Raw genomic sequence first — 17,061 nt, 5'->3', positions numbered from 1 at the left:
CCTCTCCAGATATCTGCACTGCCAAGAGCTGTGAGAGCTTTTGCTGCCTTGAAAAAGAATGGCTAAATAAATCATCCAAGACAGTTGCTCCCACATTGGACTTGCGGTGTACGCAACCTTTGCATACACCACCAGACCCTGTGGGAGCGGGCTTGCTCGCGAAGACGGCGGCACATTCAACACCTCTGTGACAGACACCCCGCTTTCGCGAGCAAGCCCACTCCCACTGGATCCGGAGTGCGCGCCTACCAATCGTCGAGTGTCCCCATTTTCCGCCACAGACTTTTGCTTTCTGCCAATGCCTAATGCCCCCCGACAGGCTGAATCGTTTTAGTGGGCGGAGCCCACGGACGGGCTCTGATCGCTGCTGATCAGGGTGGCCTACCACCGCAGGATCACTCTGGAGGGAACCTTATGCATGTGATCATTACGGCCGTCGGCTCAGCCGGTGACGTTCATCCTTTTGTCGGCATCGGCCGTACGCTCGTGGCGCGCGGGCATCGGGTCACGTTTTGCGCCAGTGCGGCGTTCGCGCCGTTGATCGAGCGCTGTGGTTTCAACTTCCTGCCGTTGGGTACCCGTGAAGAATATGACGAGGTGATGGCCGACCCGGCGCTGTGGCACCCGCGCACGTCCCTGCCGACCCTCTGGAAAACCATCGCCAGCACCCTGCGCGAACAGTACCGGTTGCTGGAGCAGGCCTGTGACAATGAAACGGTCATGCTCGGGTCCTTGTGGGCATTCTCAGCGCGTCTTTTGCAGGAGAAACACGGTATCCCACTGGTCACCGCGCAGGTGTCGCCGTTCGGTTTCTGGTCGGCCGCCGCGCCCTCGACCCATCCACCAGGAGCCAATCTGCCGGCCTTCGTACCCTATCCGGTGAAGCGGCTGCTGCTGGGGATGATCGAACGGGCATTTCTCGACCGGGTCATGGCACCGGAGCTCAACAACTTCCGTCAGGAGCTGGGCCTCGCGCCGACCAAGCGCATTATCAGCCAATGGATTTCCTCGCCTGACCGAGTGCTGGGGTTGTTTCCGGAGTGGTTCGCCCCCGTGCAACACGACTGGCCTGCCCAGACCGTGCTGACCGGTTTCCCATTGTTCGATGAGTCCGGGCTGCAACCGCTCGACGCCGAACTGGAAGACTTCCTGAACGAGGCATCGCCGGTGGTGTTTACCCCGGGTTCGACCATGGTCAATGGCGAGCAATACTTCACCGCGGCGGTGCAGGCACTGAAATTGATCGACCGCCGCGGCGTGTTCCTGACCAGCCAGCCGGTAGACCCTTCAGTGTCCAGCGAAGGCAGGATTCTGGTACGACGTTACGTGCCGATGAGTCGCATCCTACCCCACAGCGCAGCGCTGGTGCATCACGGCGGTGTCGGCACCACGGCCCTGGCCATGGCCGCCGGCGTGCCACAGATCGCCACGCCGTTCGCTCACGATCAGTTCGACAACGCCGCACGAATGGAGCGCCTCGGCTGTGGCTTGCGGGTTTTCCCGCCCGCCTCCGCCGAGTCGCTCGCCGCAGCACTGGACAAGATCCTGAACAGTCGGGAAGTGCGCGCCAGTTGCGACCGCTATCGCACGCTGATTCCGAGCGGTGACAGCGCCAGTGAAGCGGCGGCCCTGCAGATCGAGGCACTCGAGCGCACCGCCAGGTCACGCGCTGCCTGAGGCAAGTATTGCCCAGCGTAATCATGGATGAAACAGCCACCGACAGAAGAACGCCAGCCGTTTTTCCGTGTGGCTTTGAAAAGGACGACGAACATGGACGCGCTCTACCCGCTGACTGCCCCACAACTGGACATCTGGCTGGATCAAGTGCTGCACGGCGACAGCCCGCTGTACAACATTGGCGGGTATGCCTGCATCAACGGCCCGGTCGACGCCGCAAGGTTGAAGCAGGCAATCGATCAAGTGATCAGCCGCCACGACGCCCTGCGCATTCAACTGGTACCCGGCTCGGCGGAGCACCCCCTGCCGCGACAGCGCTTCCTGGAATCGGCCAGCGCATCGCTGACCTTGCACGATGTCTCGACAGCAGCCGATCCGCAGGCCAACGCCCTGGCCTTGCTGCAAGCCAACCTGCAAACGCCGTTTTCCTTTGACGGCGGATTGCTGTTTCGCACGGACCTGATCAAGGTTCGCGAAGACCTCCATTACTTTTTCGTCAACTGTCACCACCTGATCATCGACGGCTGGTCCTTCGCCATGATCGGCCGGGCCATCAGCCAGGCTTACACCGCCGCACTGGACCCGACGCAAGCGCCGCTGCCGGCACCGACCTACCAGGCGTATGTCGAACAGCAGAAGAACGACAAGGCCTCACCGGTCTTCCAGCGACAGCGCCAGTACTGGCTGGACAAATACCGCAGCGTGCCAGAACCCCTGCTCGCACCCCGTCACCCCGGTCGATTCGAGCAACGCCTGGCCCCCAGCCAGAACCACGCCTGGCGCTTGCCGCGGGCGCTCTACAATCGTCTCGGAGAACGGGCCAAGGCCTGCGGACAGGCGACGGTTTTCCACGCCATGGTAGGGCTGCTCTACAGCTATTTCGCGCGCACGGCACAACGCGATGAAATTGTGATCGGCATGCCGGTCCTCAACCGCGCCAATGCCACGCACAAGGCCACCTTCGGCCTGTTCGTCGGCATGAGCCCGGTGCGCCTGAGCCTGGGCACCGAACTGAGTTTCAGTGAGTTGGTGACCCGGATCGCGCTGACACTCAAGCAGGACTATCGCCATCAACGCTATCCGTTGAGCGAACTGAACCGTGAGCTGGGCCTGCAAAACACAGGCCGGCGGCAATTGTTCGACCTGGTGGTGTCCTACGAGCAGGACCAGGACACCTGGTACGGATCCGCGCCCGCCCAGCCGGTCAAGCTCAGCAATGGCTACGAACAGATGCCCCTGGCGATGCACATTCGCGAAGCCGCGCCGGACGACGACGTGTGGATGCACTTCATCTACAACGAGGCCTGGTTCGACGCGGCACAGATCGAGGCCCTGCAACAGCGCTTCATGACCGCGCTGCACGCCGTGGTCGATGATTTCGAAGTACCGGTCAACGCCCTCGACATCATGCCGCCTGTCGAGCGCTACCGGGTGGCGCATGAATGGAACCACACCCCGGTCGACTACCCCAGGGACGTACTGCTTCATCAACTGATCGAAGCCCAGGTGGCCGCGCGTCCCGGAACCACGGCGGTACGCTTCGAAGACCGGACGCTGACCTACGATGAACTGAACCGACGGGCCAACCAGGTGGCCCACGCCCTGCTCGAAACAGGTATCGGCCCCGACGCGCGGGTCGCCATCTGCCTGGAACGCAGCCTGGAAATGGTGGTGGGCCTGCTGGGCATTCTCAAGGCGGGCGGCGCCTACGTGCCGCTGGACCCGGGCTATCCCGCCGACCGCCTGAACCACATGCTGAGCGACAGCACTCCCAGCGCCCTGCTGACCACCCGCGTGTTGCTCGGCAGCCTGCCCGCCGTGACCTTGCCGGTGCTGTGCCTGGACACCGATCTCGAGCAACTGTCGCGGCAACCGCAGCATAACCCGGACGCCGTCGCCCTTGGCTTGACGCCCCGGCACCTGGCCTACGTGATCTACACCTCCGGCTCCACCGGCCTGCCCAAAGGCGTCATGAACCAGCATGACGGCGTGGTGAACCGGTTGCTCTGGGCCCGCGACGCCTATCAGGTCGACGAGCACAGCCGCGTCCTGCAAAAAACCCCGTTCAGTTTCGACGTGTCCGTCTGGGAATTCTTCCTGCCGCTGCTCAGTGGCGCGCAACTGGTGGTCGCCGCTCCCGGCGGGCACCAGGACCCCCGCTACCTGTTGGAGATCATGACCAGCGCCGGCATCACCCTGCTGCATTTCGTGCCGTCGATGCTGCAGGTGTTCCTCGATCAGGTCACGGCGCAACCATTGCCAGCCCTGGAAAAAGTCCTGTGCAGTGGCGAAGCCTTGCCCCATGCGTTGCAGACGCGCTTTTTCGAGCGCCTGCCAGGGGTGCAGCTGCACAACCTCTATGGCCCCACCGAGGCGGCCATCGACGTGACGGCCTGGCATTGCCGGCCCGATGTACACCCGGGCATCGTCCCCATCGGCCGGCCGATCGCCAATACCCAGCTGTACATCCTCGACGCCAACCTGCAACTGTTGCCGCCGGGCATTGCCGGCGAGCTTCACATCGGCGGCATCGGAGTCGCCCGGGGCTACCTGAACCGTGAACAACTGACCGCCGAACGGTTTGTCCGCGACCCGTTCCAGGCCGACCCGAAAGCGCGCCTGTACAAGACCGGCGACCTCGGTCGCTGGCTGCCCGATGGCAGCATCGAATACCTGGGCCGCAACGATTTCCAGGTAAAGATCCGTGGCCTGCGTATCGAACTCGGTGAGATCGAGGCTCACCTGGCGGCTTGCGAAGGCGTCAAGGAAGTCGTGGTCATTGCGCGCCAGGAAACCGACGGCGATGCCTGCCTCAGCGCCTACCTGGTGGGCGAGCCTGGCTGTGTGCTGTCACCCCAGGCCCTGTGTACAACCTTGCGCCAGCACGTGCCCGACTACATGGTGCCCCGGCACCTGATCCAACTCGAACAATTGCCCTTGAACGCCAACGGCAAGCTCGACCGCAAGGCCCTGCCTGAACCTGAGCAGTCCTTCGGCAGCACCGACACGACCGCGCCGCGCAACGCCCTGGAACAGGCACTGGCCGAACTCTGGGCGGACAACCTGCAACGCCCCATACCCGGCGTCCATGACAATTACTTCATGCTCGGCGGCGACTCCCTGAAAGTCATTCACTTGCAGATCAAGGCCCGTGAACAAGGGATTGCCCTGACACTGGCGCAGGTCTATCAGAACCCGACCATCGCTGAATTGGCTCAGGGCCTGCAGGCGCAAACCGTCGCGTCGGCGGACCTGTTGCCCTCGGCCCATGTCGCACCCTTCGCCCAGGTGCCGGAGGCGATCCGCCTGGCCAGCGAAGGTGAGTTCGAGGATGTTTTTGCCGCCTCGCAACTGCAGGTCGGGATGATCTATCACTCGATGATGCATCCGGATTCGGCGATCTATCACGACATCTTCCGCTACCGCCTGCGCCTGCGCTGGGATCCACTTGCCTGGGACCGGGCCTGCCGTGCGTTGATCCGCCGTCATCCGGCATTGCGCATGTCGTTCGACATCGGTCACGCCGAAACCCCCATGGCCAGGATTCACTCAAGCGTCGAGCCGCCGGTGCAGATCGTCGACGCCGTGTCGCTGAGCGCCGAAGCACGGGGCCAGGCGATTGCCGCCTATGTGGAAGCGCGCAAGCGCTACCGCGAAAACTGGCAACGGGCGCCGCTGTATCAGTTCTGTGTGTTTGTCGCGGCCCGGGAAATCGACCTGGTGTTGAGTTTCCACCATGCAATTCTCGATGGCTGGAGCGTCGCCACTCTCATGCGTGACCTGATCACGCTCTATACCTCGGAACCCGATACCGACGCACTGCCCGTGCTGACGACCACGCCCGCCGACTTTGCCGTCCTGGAACTGGACGCCATGGCGTCCGACGTCCACCGGCACTTCTGGCGCGACTACCTGCGCGACGCACCCGCCGCGTCCATGACCAGCTGGGTCTCCGTGGTCGCCCCCGATCCGGCTCCGCACCGCTCGGCCTGGCGCGAACTGCCTCCGGCCGACCTGGCGCGGCTGGAAGCGTTCTGCCACGTCCACGACCTGCCGCTGCGTGCCGTCCTGCTGGCAGCCCACGGGTTCGCCCAAGCCATCCTTTCCAACCAGACGGAAGTGCTGTGTGGCGTCATCAGCCACGGGCGACCGGAGTTCGAAGATGCGGCCTCGGTGCTGGGCCTGTTCCTCAATACCCTGCCCATCCGTTTCAACACCCAGGGCCGCAATTGGCTCGAGGTGATCCGCGCGCTGATGGCCCAGGAGCAGCAGGTGTTCGCTCATCGGCGCTATCCATTCGCACTGATCCATCGCGAAACCTCCGTCGCCCTGGACGTGGTGTTCAACTACGTCGACTTCTACGTGCTCAAGGACATGCTGGCGCAGGATGAGGAAATCCTCACCGAATGGGACACCACGGAAGCCAGTAACTATGACCTGCTGACCACCCTGGGGCGGCATCCCGCCAACGGTTCGCTGATGTTGAAGATGGACTACTGCACGGCGCGGGTCGCCACCAGCCAGGTCGAGGCCTACGCCGATTACCTGCTGCGTACCCTTGAGCTGATGATTTCCGGACCCGGCTCCACGCCGAGCATACCGGCCTGGCTGCCCGCCCCCGTCCAGGTCATGCCGACGGCGGTCACGGCAATGCCCCATGACAATCTGTCGAGCTTGTTGCTGGACAGCCTGGAGCATTACGACGAACAGATCGCCGTAAGCTTCGAGCAGACCCGCTTGTCCTATCGCCAACTGAGCGACAGCTGCGCGCAACTGGTGAGCTGGCTGCACCGGCAGGGTATCGGCCAGGGTGACCGGGTGGCGATCATGATGCCCCGCTCCCCCGAACTGATCGTCGCCCTGCTCGGCGTGGTGCAGGCCGGCGCGGCGTATGTGCCGATCGACCTGAGCTACCCCCATGAACGTATCCGGCTGATTCTCGAAGACTCGCGGCCGAGCCTGCTGCTGTTCGCCGACGCGTCGGCCACCCTGGCCACCGCCCTGGCCGGCCAGACGGTCAAACGGCATTGGAATGAAGTGGCCGCCGGGTTCGACAACGATCTAGCGCGCGGCCATGAGCTGGTCGCCGCCATTGCCGCAGGCATTGCCGGCGAAGATAACGCTTACTTGCTCTATACCTCGGGCTCGACGGGACGCCCCAAGGGCGTGGCCATGCCGCACCGTGCATTGACCAACCTGGTGCTCTGGCAGAATCGCCAGCAGGACGTCGGTATAGCGTTGAAGACCCTGCAGTACTCGCCTATTTCGTTCGACGTCTCGTTCCAGGAGATTTTTTCCACTCTGTGCGGCGGCGCAGAGCTGGCCATGATCGATGAAGGGCTGCGCTACGACTTCATCCGGCTGCTGAAATTCATCCAGTCGCAGGACATCAATCGGCTGTTCCTGCCCTACGTCGCCTTCCAGGGGCTGGCGGAAGTCGCCCAGCAACTGGATATCCGCCCCGTCTCGCTGCGCCAGATCAGCGTGGCCGGCGAACAGCTGAAGATCACCGCCGAGATCCGCAACCTGCTGGACGGCCTCGACGACTGCCGAGTGGAAAATCACTACGGTCCAACCGAAGCCCACGTGGTCACCCGCCTGAGACTGGAGGGTGCCGCCGCGTCCTGGCCGAGCATGCCGCCGATTGGCGCGGCCATCGACGGGGTCCGCATACATGTCCTGGATGCCACGGGCAACGCCTGCCCGGTCGGGGTCACGGGAGACTTGTTCGTCGAAGGCATCTGCCTGGCGAACGGCTACTGGAGTCGACCTGACCTGACTGACGAGCGCTTCATCTATCGCCAGCTGGAAGGCAAGACCCGGCGTCTTTATGAAACCGGCGACATCGGTTTCTACCTGCCTTCGGGCGATCTCGTTTACCAGGGCCGCAGCGACGCGCAGGTGAAGATCCGCGGCTATCGGGTCGAACTGGGGGAAATCGAAGTGGCCATGCTCGGCTCCAGCCGGTTCGGCGCCGACATCCAGCAGGTGGCGGTCATCGACAAGGCGGCAGCGGATGGCAGTCGCTATCTGGTGGGTTTCGTCCAGGCCATGCCGGGGCGCGAGCCGGACCTGGATCGGCTCAAGGCCGAAATGCGCCTGGCGTTGCCCGACTACATGGTGCCGAACACCCTGGTCGGCATCGCGCGGATACCCCTTGGCCCCACCGGCAAGATCGATCGCCGGCAACTGCAGAAGATCGAGGTGCAAACCACCCTGCTGCGCCCCTTCACTGGGCCCAGGAATGCCACGGAGGACTTGCTGCAAGCCTACTGGCAAGAAGCCCTGGGCCTGGAAGACATCAGCGTGCACGACAACTTCTTCGAACTCGGCGGCAATTCCCTCAAGGCCGTGCAGCTGGTTGCCATGTTGACCCGGCACCAGGGGCTGGAGCCGTCATTGTCCGACTTCATCCAGGCCCCGACCATTGCCGAATTCGCCCAGGTCCTGCAGCGAACCGAAGCCGCGTCTTCCGACACCGGTGCGCTGGTGGACTTCAAGAATGCCTGCCGGGCACCGACGCTGTTCCTGGTCCACCCCATCGGCGGGCATGTGTTGTGCTACGCCGCCCTTGCCCGGACGCTCAAAGACCAGGTTCATCTCTATGCGCTGCAAGCACCAGGAACCTGGGACGCCCGTGAGCCGCTGCAATCGGTGCAGGCCCAGGCCGTTTGCTACGCGGATGCCATTGAACAGGTCGCGCCCCAGGGCCCGCTGAACATCGGCGGCTGGTCCTATGGCGGCATCGTCGCCTACGAGCTGGCGAGCGAATTGCGGCGACGCGGACGGCGCCTGCATAACGTGTTCCTGCTGGACACCATCGTGCGCGTCAAACAGGGCGAGGTCCGGATAGAACGCAGCGAATTCATGAACTGGTTCATGTGGGAGTTGCTCAGCGGCGACGGCCAGAAGGAATACGACTACCAGGCCCTGGACTTCTCCTGCATGAGCGACGCGGACGCCTTCGATGCGATCAAGCAGCACGGTATCGAGCAAGGCATTTTCGACAACAACATCAGCCGGACCGCCTTGACGCAACTGTTCCAGGTGTTCCATGCCAACTGGCAATCGCTGCTGGGCTACCGCTTCCCGCCGCTGGACCTGCCGATCACGCTGTTCGCCGCGGATGTCGAGCTGCCCGACGTGTTGCAGGCGCCCCATGAGCTGGTGGGCACGGCCTTCCACGACCCGTATCGCGGCTGGCGGACGATTGCGCCCCAGGTGCAGCGGGTGGCCGTGGAAGGCGACCACCTGACCATGATGCGCGAGCCGTACATCGAGCGGGTGGGCGAGATCATCCGCTCACGCATGGACGCGGCCCGGGCCACACATACGGGCTCAATCGCGGCGATGGTCTAGCTGATCAAAACTGATCTGTGGCGAGGGGATTTATCCCCTCGCCACAATGATTCATACAAACCTCAAGTGAATAGCACCACGGAACAGGTGAACCAACATGACACAACCCAGGAAAGCCATCGTGGCAGGCGCCGGTATCGGTGGACTGACCGCGGCCATTGCCCTGCAACGAGCGGGCTGGCAGGTCAAAGTCTTCGAAGCGGCCCAGACGCTGCGCACCGGTGGCACCGGTTTGTCGATCATGGCCAATGCCATGGCGGCGCTGCATTCGATCGATGCCCACGTTCCGGTGGAACAGGCGGGCCAGGCGATCCGGCACTTTTTCTTCAAGAAGCACAACGGCGAGCCCATCACCCGCATGCCGATCCATGAGGTCGGCGAACAATTGGGTCACGCCAATGTGAATATCCAGCGCCCGTTGCTGTTGCGTGCCCTGGCCCAGCAGCTCACGCCGGACAGCCTGGTCACCGGGTTGCGCTGCGTGGGCTACAGCCATCGCCCGGATGGCGTAACGGTGCAGTTCGAAGATGGCAGCAGCCAGGAGGCTGACCTGCTGATCGGCGCCGATGGCCTGAACTCGGTCATCCGCCGGCAGATGCTCGGCGAGACTCCGACACGCCCCTCGGGCTATATCGCCTGGCTGGCCGTCACGCCGTTGCATCATCCGATGATGACCGAGGGCTACGTGGCGCATTACTGGGGCCGCGGCAAACGGTTCGGGTTGTGTGACGTAGGGGATGGCCACGCGTACTGGTGGGGAACCTGCAACCGCGCCAATGCGGCGGATGACGCCTTGAACGTCAGCAAACAGGAAGTGCTCGGCGCCTATGCCGGCTGGGCACCGGAAGTGGTTGCCGCCATCGAGGCCACGCCCGAGAGCGCCCTGTTGAAAATGCACGCCCGGGACCGTCATCCCGTAAAGCAATGTCGCGACGGCCACGTGGTGCTGCTGGGCGATGCCGCCCACCCGATGCTGCCCAGCCTGGGCCAGGGTGCGGCACAGGCCATCGAGGATGCCGTGGTGCTTGCCGATTGCCTGGCGCAGACGCCGGACCTTGGCGGCGCGCTGACGCAGTACCAGGCGTATCGACTCCCCCGGGCCAACGGCATCGTCAACGCAGCACGCTTCATGAGCAGCATCGAACAGGCCGAATCGACATTCGCCTGCTGGGCCCGGGAATGGTACTTCCGCCTGACGCCACAGAGCAGTTGGCGCAAGAAGAACCTCGACATCCTGTCGTTCAAACCCCGCCTACAACCGGCCGCGACCTACGTCAATGACTGAAATCGACTCACACATAGACAAAAAATGAAAAAAAATTCAAAAATAGGAGGCGTCCTACAGAATTGGAACTTTAATTCCGGACATTTCCCCCGGGAAAAAAGTGCTTTCGGGGCGCTGAAAACCAGGCACAGGAGCCAGATAACGACCCAGATACATCTGTAACATTTTGTTTTTAATAGGAATTTAAAAATCAGTCAGTCAGGCCGGATGCCCGTACTGACCAGGCATTTTGCAAAGAGAGAGGTTTTCTCTGGGAATCGTCAGCTAAAACAGGAGCGTCGAACTGTCCCTGTTTTCCCTTACAGACTTTTCCTACATGAGAATGCTTAATAGTCCCACCGGCTGAATCGTTTTTCATGTGGATGGATTCACAGGTGATTTTGATCCTCAGGTCTTAAATCCAGAAAAGGCTTCAGCATTTTAGGAAGCGATCGGATTTTTCTCCGTCGACGGTCACTGAGATGCAAAGCAGTTTCGATATGCAGGATAAGCATATGAATCGACATGCGGTTTTTGGAGGTGCGCAAAACACGCACATCTACGCGGAGCTAGGGAAGCTGATTTCAAGTGTCGGACACGAGAGTTTTTTGACCAACATGCACCAACTGATCGAAACATCGGTGCCTGTCAGTCGGCTCGAACTGAGCGAATGGACAATTGACGATGCCCAGGCGACGGTCCTCGATGTGCAGTTGCTCGGGGATGCAGGCCAGCCAAAAAGCCCGCAGATGCAATCTGTCTGCCCTACCACCGCGATACAGCGCAACGACCATCCCCTGGTGAAACGGGTGCTGGAAGTGGACGACGCCCTACTGATCCACCTGGGCGCGCGGATGAAGAATGAAAAGGACAACAACTGCCTGGGTACCTCCCATCAGTGCAGCCTGATTTCGCGCAAGGGCAATCGCCGCTGTGTGATCTCCTTGCATCGCCCCCAGGCTCAGCGCGACTTTTCCCTGCAGGAACTGTCCTTTTTGAAATACCTCTCCGAGACACTGCTACCGCTGGGAGAGCGCCATGCCCACCTCAATCGGCAGTCGTCCATCAGGAACCCGGGCAGCGCTACGTCTCATCCGCTGAACATCGCTGACCAGACACAATTGCAACGGGATTTCGATGAACGATTGAGCCCTTGTGACGTGACCCTTTCGGTGCGGGAAAAAGAGGTCTGCCTGGGACTCCTGGCAGGCGGTACCGTCCCGGAAATAGCGGAAAAGCTGCAGGTCAAAAACAGTTCCATCGAAACCTACCTCAAACGCGCCGCCGCCAAGCTTGGTGTCAGCGGACGGCATGGGCTGGCGAAATGGATGATCGGATCCTGATGCGCAGGTACCGGCGAGCACGGATCTAACCGAACCCCTGCCCGTGCCACCGGGGCCTGGCAGGCATCACGATGAGACAGGTCGATGCGTAAACTCCTGAGCCCCTTGACGGCCGCGACACTCCTGCTCGGCGGTTGCTCGCTGATCCCGGATTACCAGCGCCCCGATGCCCCCGTCGCGGCGCAATATCCCCAGACGTCAGCCTACGCCCCGGCCCTGTCGGGACCTGCCGCGGCCGATCAGGGCTGGCGCGACTTGTTCCATGATCCGGCGCTGCAGCAAGTCATCGAAAGCGCGTTGATCAACAACCGTGACTTACGCGTGGCGGCCCTGAACGTCGAGGCCTACCAGGCGCAATACCGAATCCAGCGCGCGGACCTCTTCCCGGCGATCAGTGCCAACGGCACGGGCTCGCGCCAGCGGCTGCCGGGCAGCCTGACGGGAACCGGCAAGCCGGGGATCAGCAGCTCATATTCCACCACGTTGGGCATCAGCGCCTATGAGCTGGACCTGTTCGGACGCATACGCAGCCTCAGCGACCAGGCCTCCCTCATCTACCTGTCCAGCGAAGAAGCACGCCGCAGCACTCAGTTGAGCCTGGTGGCCAGTGTCGCCAGTGCCTACCTGACCTGGCGTGCCGACCAGGAGTTGCTGGCCCTGACCCGTGACACGCTGCAATCCTATGAAGAAAGCCTGCGCCTGACGGAACGAAGCAATCAGGTGGGCACCGCCTCGGCCCTGGCCCTGAGCCAGTCACGCACTTCGGTGGAGGACGCCAGGGCCCGCCTGGCCCAGTTCCAGCGCCAGGTGGCCCAGGATTTCAACAATCTCACCTTGCTGGTCGGCACCTCGGTCGCGGATGACTTGCCCGCCCGCCCCCTGGCCTCCGAGCTGCTGAGCGAGGTGCCGGCCGGCCTGCCTTCGGACCTGTTGCAACGCCGCCCGGATGTGCTTGAGGCCGAGTACCTGCTGCAAGCGGCCAACGCCAATATCGGCGCGGCCCGTGCCGCCTTCTTCCCGAGCATCAGCCTGACCGCCAACGCCGGCACTTCGAGCAACGAGTTGTCCGGGCTGTTCAAGGGCGGGTCGGGCACCTGGTTGTTCCAGCCCCAGATCAACCTGCCGATTTTCAATGCCGGCAGCCTTCGGGCGAGCCTGAACTATTCGAAAATCCAGAAGGATATCCGCGTCTCCCAGTACGAGAAATCGATCCAGACTGCCTTCCGGGAAGTCTCCGATGGCCTGGCGGCGCGCAAGACCTACAAGGAACAACTGGTCGCGCAGTCCGATCTGGTGCAGGCCAACCAGGACTACTACAGGCTGGCGGAGCGTCGCTATCGCATCGGCGTCGACAGCAGCCTGACGTACCTCGATGCACAACGCTCGCTGTTCAGCGCCCGGCAGACCCTCATCGTCGACCGGCTGTCGCAACTGCTCGCCGAGGTCAATCTGTACAAGGCGCTGGGTGGGGGCTGGGTCGAACGTACAAACACGATCACAGTGAGGTGAATGAAGATGGGCACATTCGAACCGGGAACACTTGTCCGTTTACGCTCGGGAGGCAAGACCATGGTGGTCAAGCCTGCCTCATCGATCGCCCAGTTACCCGATACCTTGCTGCTGCTTTGCGAGTACCGGGCGAAGAATCGGCTGGTGCAGGGCTTCTATGCCGTGCGCGACCTGATCCCGGCGTCCACGGCACCCGATGGTGAAAGAACCTGACCTGGTTTGGCATGTTCACCATCCATGCAAGCTGATCCACCGCTATCGCGAGCAGGCTCGCTCCCACAGAGGATTGGCGCCAGACGCAAATAGCGGATGCACCCCGGATATTGTGGGAGCGGGCTTGCCCGCGAAGGCGGCAGCACATTCAGCATCGATGCAGGCTGATCCACCGCTTTCGCGAGCAAGCCCGCTCCCACAGGGGATTGGCGCCGGACGCAGATACCGGATACGCCCCGGATAATGTGGGAGCGAGCCTGCTCGCGATGACGGCGGCACATTCAGCATCGTTGCAGGCTGATCCACCGCTTTCGCGAGCAAGCTCGCTCCCACAGTGGGAGCTTCATCACTGTCTTACACCGTTCGCGAATACTGGACCGCCGGGGCTGCTTCCAGGTAGGCGTCGAAGGCCATGGCGACGCTGCGCATCATCAGTTGCCCCTGGGGCAGCAGTACCAGCGCGTCGGGGTGGATTTGCAGTAATCCGTCGCGCACTTGCTCCTGGAGCCCGGCCAGCGCATCGGCGAAGTATTCGCTGAAACAAATGCCGTGACCGGCCTCGATGCGACCGACATCCACGCGCCCATGGCACATCAGTTCGCTGATGACTTCACGCCGCAAGCGGTCGTCGTCGCTCAGGCGATAGCCGCGCTGCACCGGCAACAGGCCCTGGTCCAAGCGAGCGTAATACTGGGACAGCTCCTTGACGTTCTGGTTATAGCTGTCGCCGACCTTGCCGATCGAGGACACGCCCAGGCCGATCAGGTCGCAGTCGGCGTGGGTGGAATAGCCCTGGAAATTGCGTTGCAGGGTACCTTGGCCACGGGCACGCACCAGTTCATCGTCCGGCAGCGCAAAGTGGTCCATGCCGATGTAGATATAACCCGCCTCGCTCAACCGATTGATGGTCAGTTCGAGCAGCTCCAGCTTGCGCTCCGGCGGCGGCATGTCTTCAGGGCGGATCATCCGCTGCGCCCTCACCCGCTGCGGCAGATGCGCGTAGCTGTAGGCCGCAATCCGGTCGGGACGCAGGGCGATGATCTTGTCCAGGGTGATATCGAAACTGGCGAGGGTCTGCAATGGCAGACCGTAGATCAGATCGACGCTGACCGACTTGAAGCGCGCCTCGCGGGCCGCCGCCACCAACGCTGCGACCTGGGCTTGGCTTTGTACCCGGTTGACGGCGGCTTGCACCTGGGCATCGAAATCCTGGATGCCGAAGCTCAGGCGGTTGAAGCCCAATTGCCGCAATCCCCTGACCTGCTCGGCATCGATGGTGCGCGGGTCGACCTCGATGGAAAACTCATGGGCGTCGCTGTCATCCATGTCGAACGACTGGTGCAGGCAGTCCATCAACTCGGCCAGTTGCCCGTGGGTCAGATAGGTCGGCGTGCCACCCCCCAGATGCAGTTGGGTCAGCTTGCGCGTGCGATCGAACAAACTCGCCTGCAGGACGATTTCCCGCTTGAGGTACGTCAGGTATTCGGCGGCGCGATGGCTCTTGCGGGTGATGATCTTATTGCATGCGCAGTAGTAGCACAGGCTTTGGCAGAACGGGATATGGATGTACACCGACAGCGGCTTGGGCACCAGGGCCTGGTTGCTGCGCCGGGCGGCCTCGCGGTATTCGTCCATGGCAAACGCCTGATGAAACTGCGGAGCCGTGGGATAGGACGTATAGCGTGGGCCCGGGCAGTCGTATTTCTCGACCAGGGCCCGATTGAACGCGGATGGGGAATTCATGATGGATTCAACCTTTCAAAAAGCCTGGTCGGTGTAGGTTCGAAGGGCACGGCGACTGTATCGTCAAAGCATGGGTCGAACAGATTACAGATCGCGTCCACGCTCAACCGGCCGGCCGGCAGGATGCCGATGAAACGGCTCGACAACTCGATCAATCCATCGCTATCCAAGGCTTCCAGTTGCGGCCAGATCGACGCGAAATGCTCACGGAAAACCAGTCCGAAACGGGCTTCGATGGCCCGAATGTCCAGTTCCAGGTCACAGGACAGCTGTTCAGTCACCGTCGCCTTGACCTGATCCTCGGCCTCACAGCGCCAGCCACGACAGACCGGCAGTTGCCCGGCCCCGAGTTGCTGGCGGTACTGCAACAGATCGTCGGTGTTCTGCACGTACAGATCGTCGATCTGGGTGATGGCCGCCAGCCCGAACCCCACATGATCACAGCAACCATGCCGGGTGAACCCCTGGCAGTTATGGTGCAAGCGTCCATGTTCCTGGGCGACCGCCAGGTCATCGTCAGCCCGGACGAACAGTCCTTGGCCAATGTAGTGATACCCCGCGCCGATCAATTGTTCGCAGCTGACCCGACGCATGGCCTCCTTGTCCGCCTGGCTGCAAAAGCTGCCGGCCATTGCGGCGTCCGTCGAACGGTAGCGACACGGCGCCCGGGCATAGTCGAAGACATGCAGCCGGTCCGGCTCCAGTTCGATCAAGGTGGCCAGCTTCAGCGCGAAGCTGTGGGGCGTCTGCCAGGCGTGACCATAACCGAGGTCGATGCTGATGGAGCGAAAGCCGAAGGTCCGCGCCGCGTCGATCAATGAATGGATCGGTGCCGGGTTCTGGTAGCTATCCACCGACAGGTCCCGGTCGGCGCCCATGTCGGGGACACCGATACTGACGTGGGTAAAGCCCTGGTCGCGAATCAGGCCCATGGTTGACCAGTCGGTGTGATGCAGGTCCAGCTCGATGCCCTGGTCGCCGCTCTCGGAAAAGTCGAAGCGCTTGCGCAATTCGTCCATCAGCCGCTGTAAATGGACGATCACCGGTGTGCCGCCGGTCAGCCAGAACTGATCGACCCGTCGGCCCGTCCCCAGGTGACAGCCGACCAGGCCGATCTCGTGCATCAGCGATTGCAGATAGACGTCGATCCCGGCGCACTGGCAAACGCTGGCAAGGGAGGAACACGACGCGTGTCTCAGGCGCGACGGCAGGTGCACCGCCAACGAGAGCGGTCGTCGTTTCTGGCGACTGTGGCGCAACCCCCGGAGCAGATCGAGGGAGCCGACGCCTCCGTGGAATTTATGTAGCGGGTCGAACATGACAATCTCCGAGTGGCTGCGCGGGGATATTGTCCGGCTTCACCCGCCACGCCACCTTGACCTGTATCAAGCGCCTTGGACCCACACCAGCGCTGTTACCAGTTGATGTAGAACATGCCCTTGGCCAACAGCACGATTGCCACCAGATGCAGGAACACCCGGGTGTGGATGACCTGGACGTAACGGGCGTTCATGCGTCCACGCCTGAACAGCCACATGGCCCAGAGAAAATGCCCCAGCACGCTGCCCGCCAGCAGGATCTTCAACCCCAGCAACAGACCGAACGACGATTGCCACGGCGCTATCAACACCGGCCAATAGCGCATCCAGACCATCCCGCCACCCGCACCGAACAGCACCAGCAATACCCAGGGCATCAACTGGCGGGCGCGTCCACTGATGCCCTGTTCAAGCAGCACCATGACTTTGGCGGGCAGTTGCCGGCGGATGCTCTCCAGGAACAGCACCTCGAAGAACACCGTGCCGATGAACACCAGGGCGGCGAAAAGGTGCAGGGTCAGGAGCAGCGGATAGATCATGGGACGCTCTGTCAGGCGCGTGGGCTTTATTCGAGGCTACCGCCCAAGACAGATGTTGAGGTTGATACCAATCAACAAAGCCGTAAATGCCATGC

Annotated in this window: 9 protein-coding genes; 6 read left to right on the top strand and 3 right to left on the bottom strand. The window is 62.3% G+C overall.

The window, feature by feature from the left end:
* Positions 1-414 precede the first annotated feature (414 nt).
* The 6 genes from FBX99_RS21920 to FBX99_RS21895 all read left to right on the top strand — a co-directional run bounded on the left by FBX99_RS21920 (position 415) and on the right by FBX99_RS21895 (position 13,365).
* Positions 415-1,677: a glycosyltransferase gene (locus FBX99_RS21920; protein ID WP_144929910.1), complete on the top strand. Its 1,263-nt coding sequence runs from the start codon at positions 415-417 to the stop codon at positions 1,675-1,677.
* A gap of 93 nt (positions 1,678-1,770) precedes the next feature.
* The gene (locus tag FBX99_RS21915; RefSeq protein ID WP_178112027.1) at positions 1,771-9,036 is read left to right on the top strand and encodes a non-ribosomal peptide synthetase; all 7,266 of its coding nucleotides are present in this window, start codon (positions 1,771-1,773) and stop codon (positions 9,034-9,036) included.
* 97 nt (positions 9,037-9,133) lie between these two features.
* Entirely contained in the window at positions 9,134-10,321 is a 1,188-nt protein-coding gene (locus tag FBX99_RS21910; protein WP_145132876.1) for an FAD-dependent monooxygenase, read from the top strand.
* Between the two features lie 494 nt (positions 10,322-10,815).
* Positions 10,816-11,643, top strand: a complete 828-nt coding sequence (locus FBX99_RS21905) for a helix-turn-helix transcriptional regulator (RefSeq protein ID WP_144929907.1) — start codon at positions 10,816-10,818, stop codon at positions 11,641-11,643.
* 84 nt (positions 11,644-11,727) lie between these two features.
* Positions 11,728-13,152, top strand: a complete 1,425-nt coding sequence (gene adeC, locus FBX99_RS21900; RefSeq protein ID WP_145132874.1) for an AdeC/AdeK/OprM family multidrug efflux complex outer membrane factor — start codon at positions 11,728-11,730, stop codon at positions 13,150-13,152.
* 6 nt (positions 13,153-13,158) lie between these two features.
* The gene (locus FBX99_RS21895; protein ID WP_047701039.1) at positions 13,159-13,365 is read left to right on the top strand and encodes a hypothetical protein; all 207 of its coding nucleotides are present in this window, start codon (positions 13,159-13,161) and stop codon (positions 13,363-13,365) included.
* A 354-nt stretch (positions 13,366-13,719) separates the two neighbouring features.
* On the opposite strand, the gene hemN is transcribed toward FBX99_RS21895, so the two are convergent.
* The 3 genes from hemN to FBX99_RS21875 all read right to left on the bottom strand — a co-directional run bounded on the left by hemN (position 13,720) and on the right by FBX99_RS21875 (position 16,966).
* Positions 13,720-15,108: an oxygen-independent coproporphyrinogen III oxidase gene (gene hemN, locus FBX99_RS21885; protein WP_144929904.1), complete on the bottom strand. Its 1,389-nt coding sequence runs from the start codon at positions 15,106-15,108 to the stop codon at positions 13,720-13,722.
* Entirely contained in the window at positions 15,105-16,427 is a 1,323-nt protein-coding gene (locus FBX99_RS21880; RefSeq protein WP_144929903.1) for a coproporphyrinogen III oxidase, read from the bottom strand. The genes hemN and FBX99_RS21880 overlap by 4 nt, the downstream gene beginning before the upstream one ends.
* A gap of 95 nt (positions 16,428-16,522) precedes the next feature.
* Positions 16,523-16,966, bottom strand: a complete 444-nt coding sequence (locus FBX99_RS21875; protein ID WP_144929902.1) for a CopD family copper resistance protein — start codon at positions 16,964-16,966, stop codon at positions 16,523-16,525.
* Between the last annotated feature and the right edge of the window lie 95 nt (positions 16,967-17,061).

It is taken from the genome of Pseudomonas sp. SJZ074 (assembly GCF_007828215.1).
Lineage (GTDB): Bacteria > Pseudomonadota > Gammaproteobacteria > Pseudomonadales > Pseudomonadaceae > Aquipseudomonas.
Note: the sequence above shows the minus strand (reverse complement) of the source record. Positions and strands in the feature narration are given on the sequence as shown.

Coding starts and splice junctions, on each gene's coding strand:
- FBX99_RS21920 (WP_144929910.1), top strand. CDS start 415: ATGCATGTGATCATTACGGCCGTCGGCTCAGCCGGTGACGTTCATCCT.
- FBX99_RS21915 (WP_178112027.1), top strand. CDS start 1,771: ATGGACGCGCTCTACCCGCTGACTGCCCCACAACTGGACATCTGGCTG.
- FBX99_RS21910 (WP_145132876.1), top strand. CDS start 9,134: ATGACACAACCCAGGAAAGCCATCGTGGCAGGCGCCGGTATCGGTGGA.
- FBX99_RS21905 (WP_144929907.1), top strand. CDS start 10,816: ATGAATCGACATGCGGTTTTTGGAGGTGCGCAAAACACGCACATCTAC.
- adeC (WP_145132874.1), top strand. CDS start 11,728: ATGCGTAAACTCCTGAGCCCCTTGACGGCCGCGACACTCCTGCTCGGC.
- FBX99_RS21895 (WP_047701039.1), top strand. CDS start 13,159: ATGGGCACATTCGAACCGGGAACACTTGTCCGTTTACGCTCGGGAGGC.
- hemN (WP_144929904.1), bottom strand. CDS start 15,108: ATGAATTCCCCATCCGCGTTCAATCGGGCCCTGGTCGAGAAATACGAC.
- FBX99_RS21880 (WP_144929903.1), bottom strand. CDS start 16,427: ATGTTCGACCCGCTACATAAATTCCACGGAGGCGTCGGCTCCCTCGAT.
- FBX99_RS21875 (WP_144929902.1), bottom strand. CDS start 16,966: ATGATCTATCCGCTGCTCCTGACCCTGCACCTTTTCGCCGCCCTGGTG.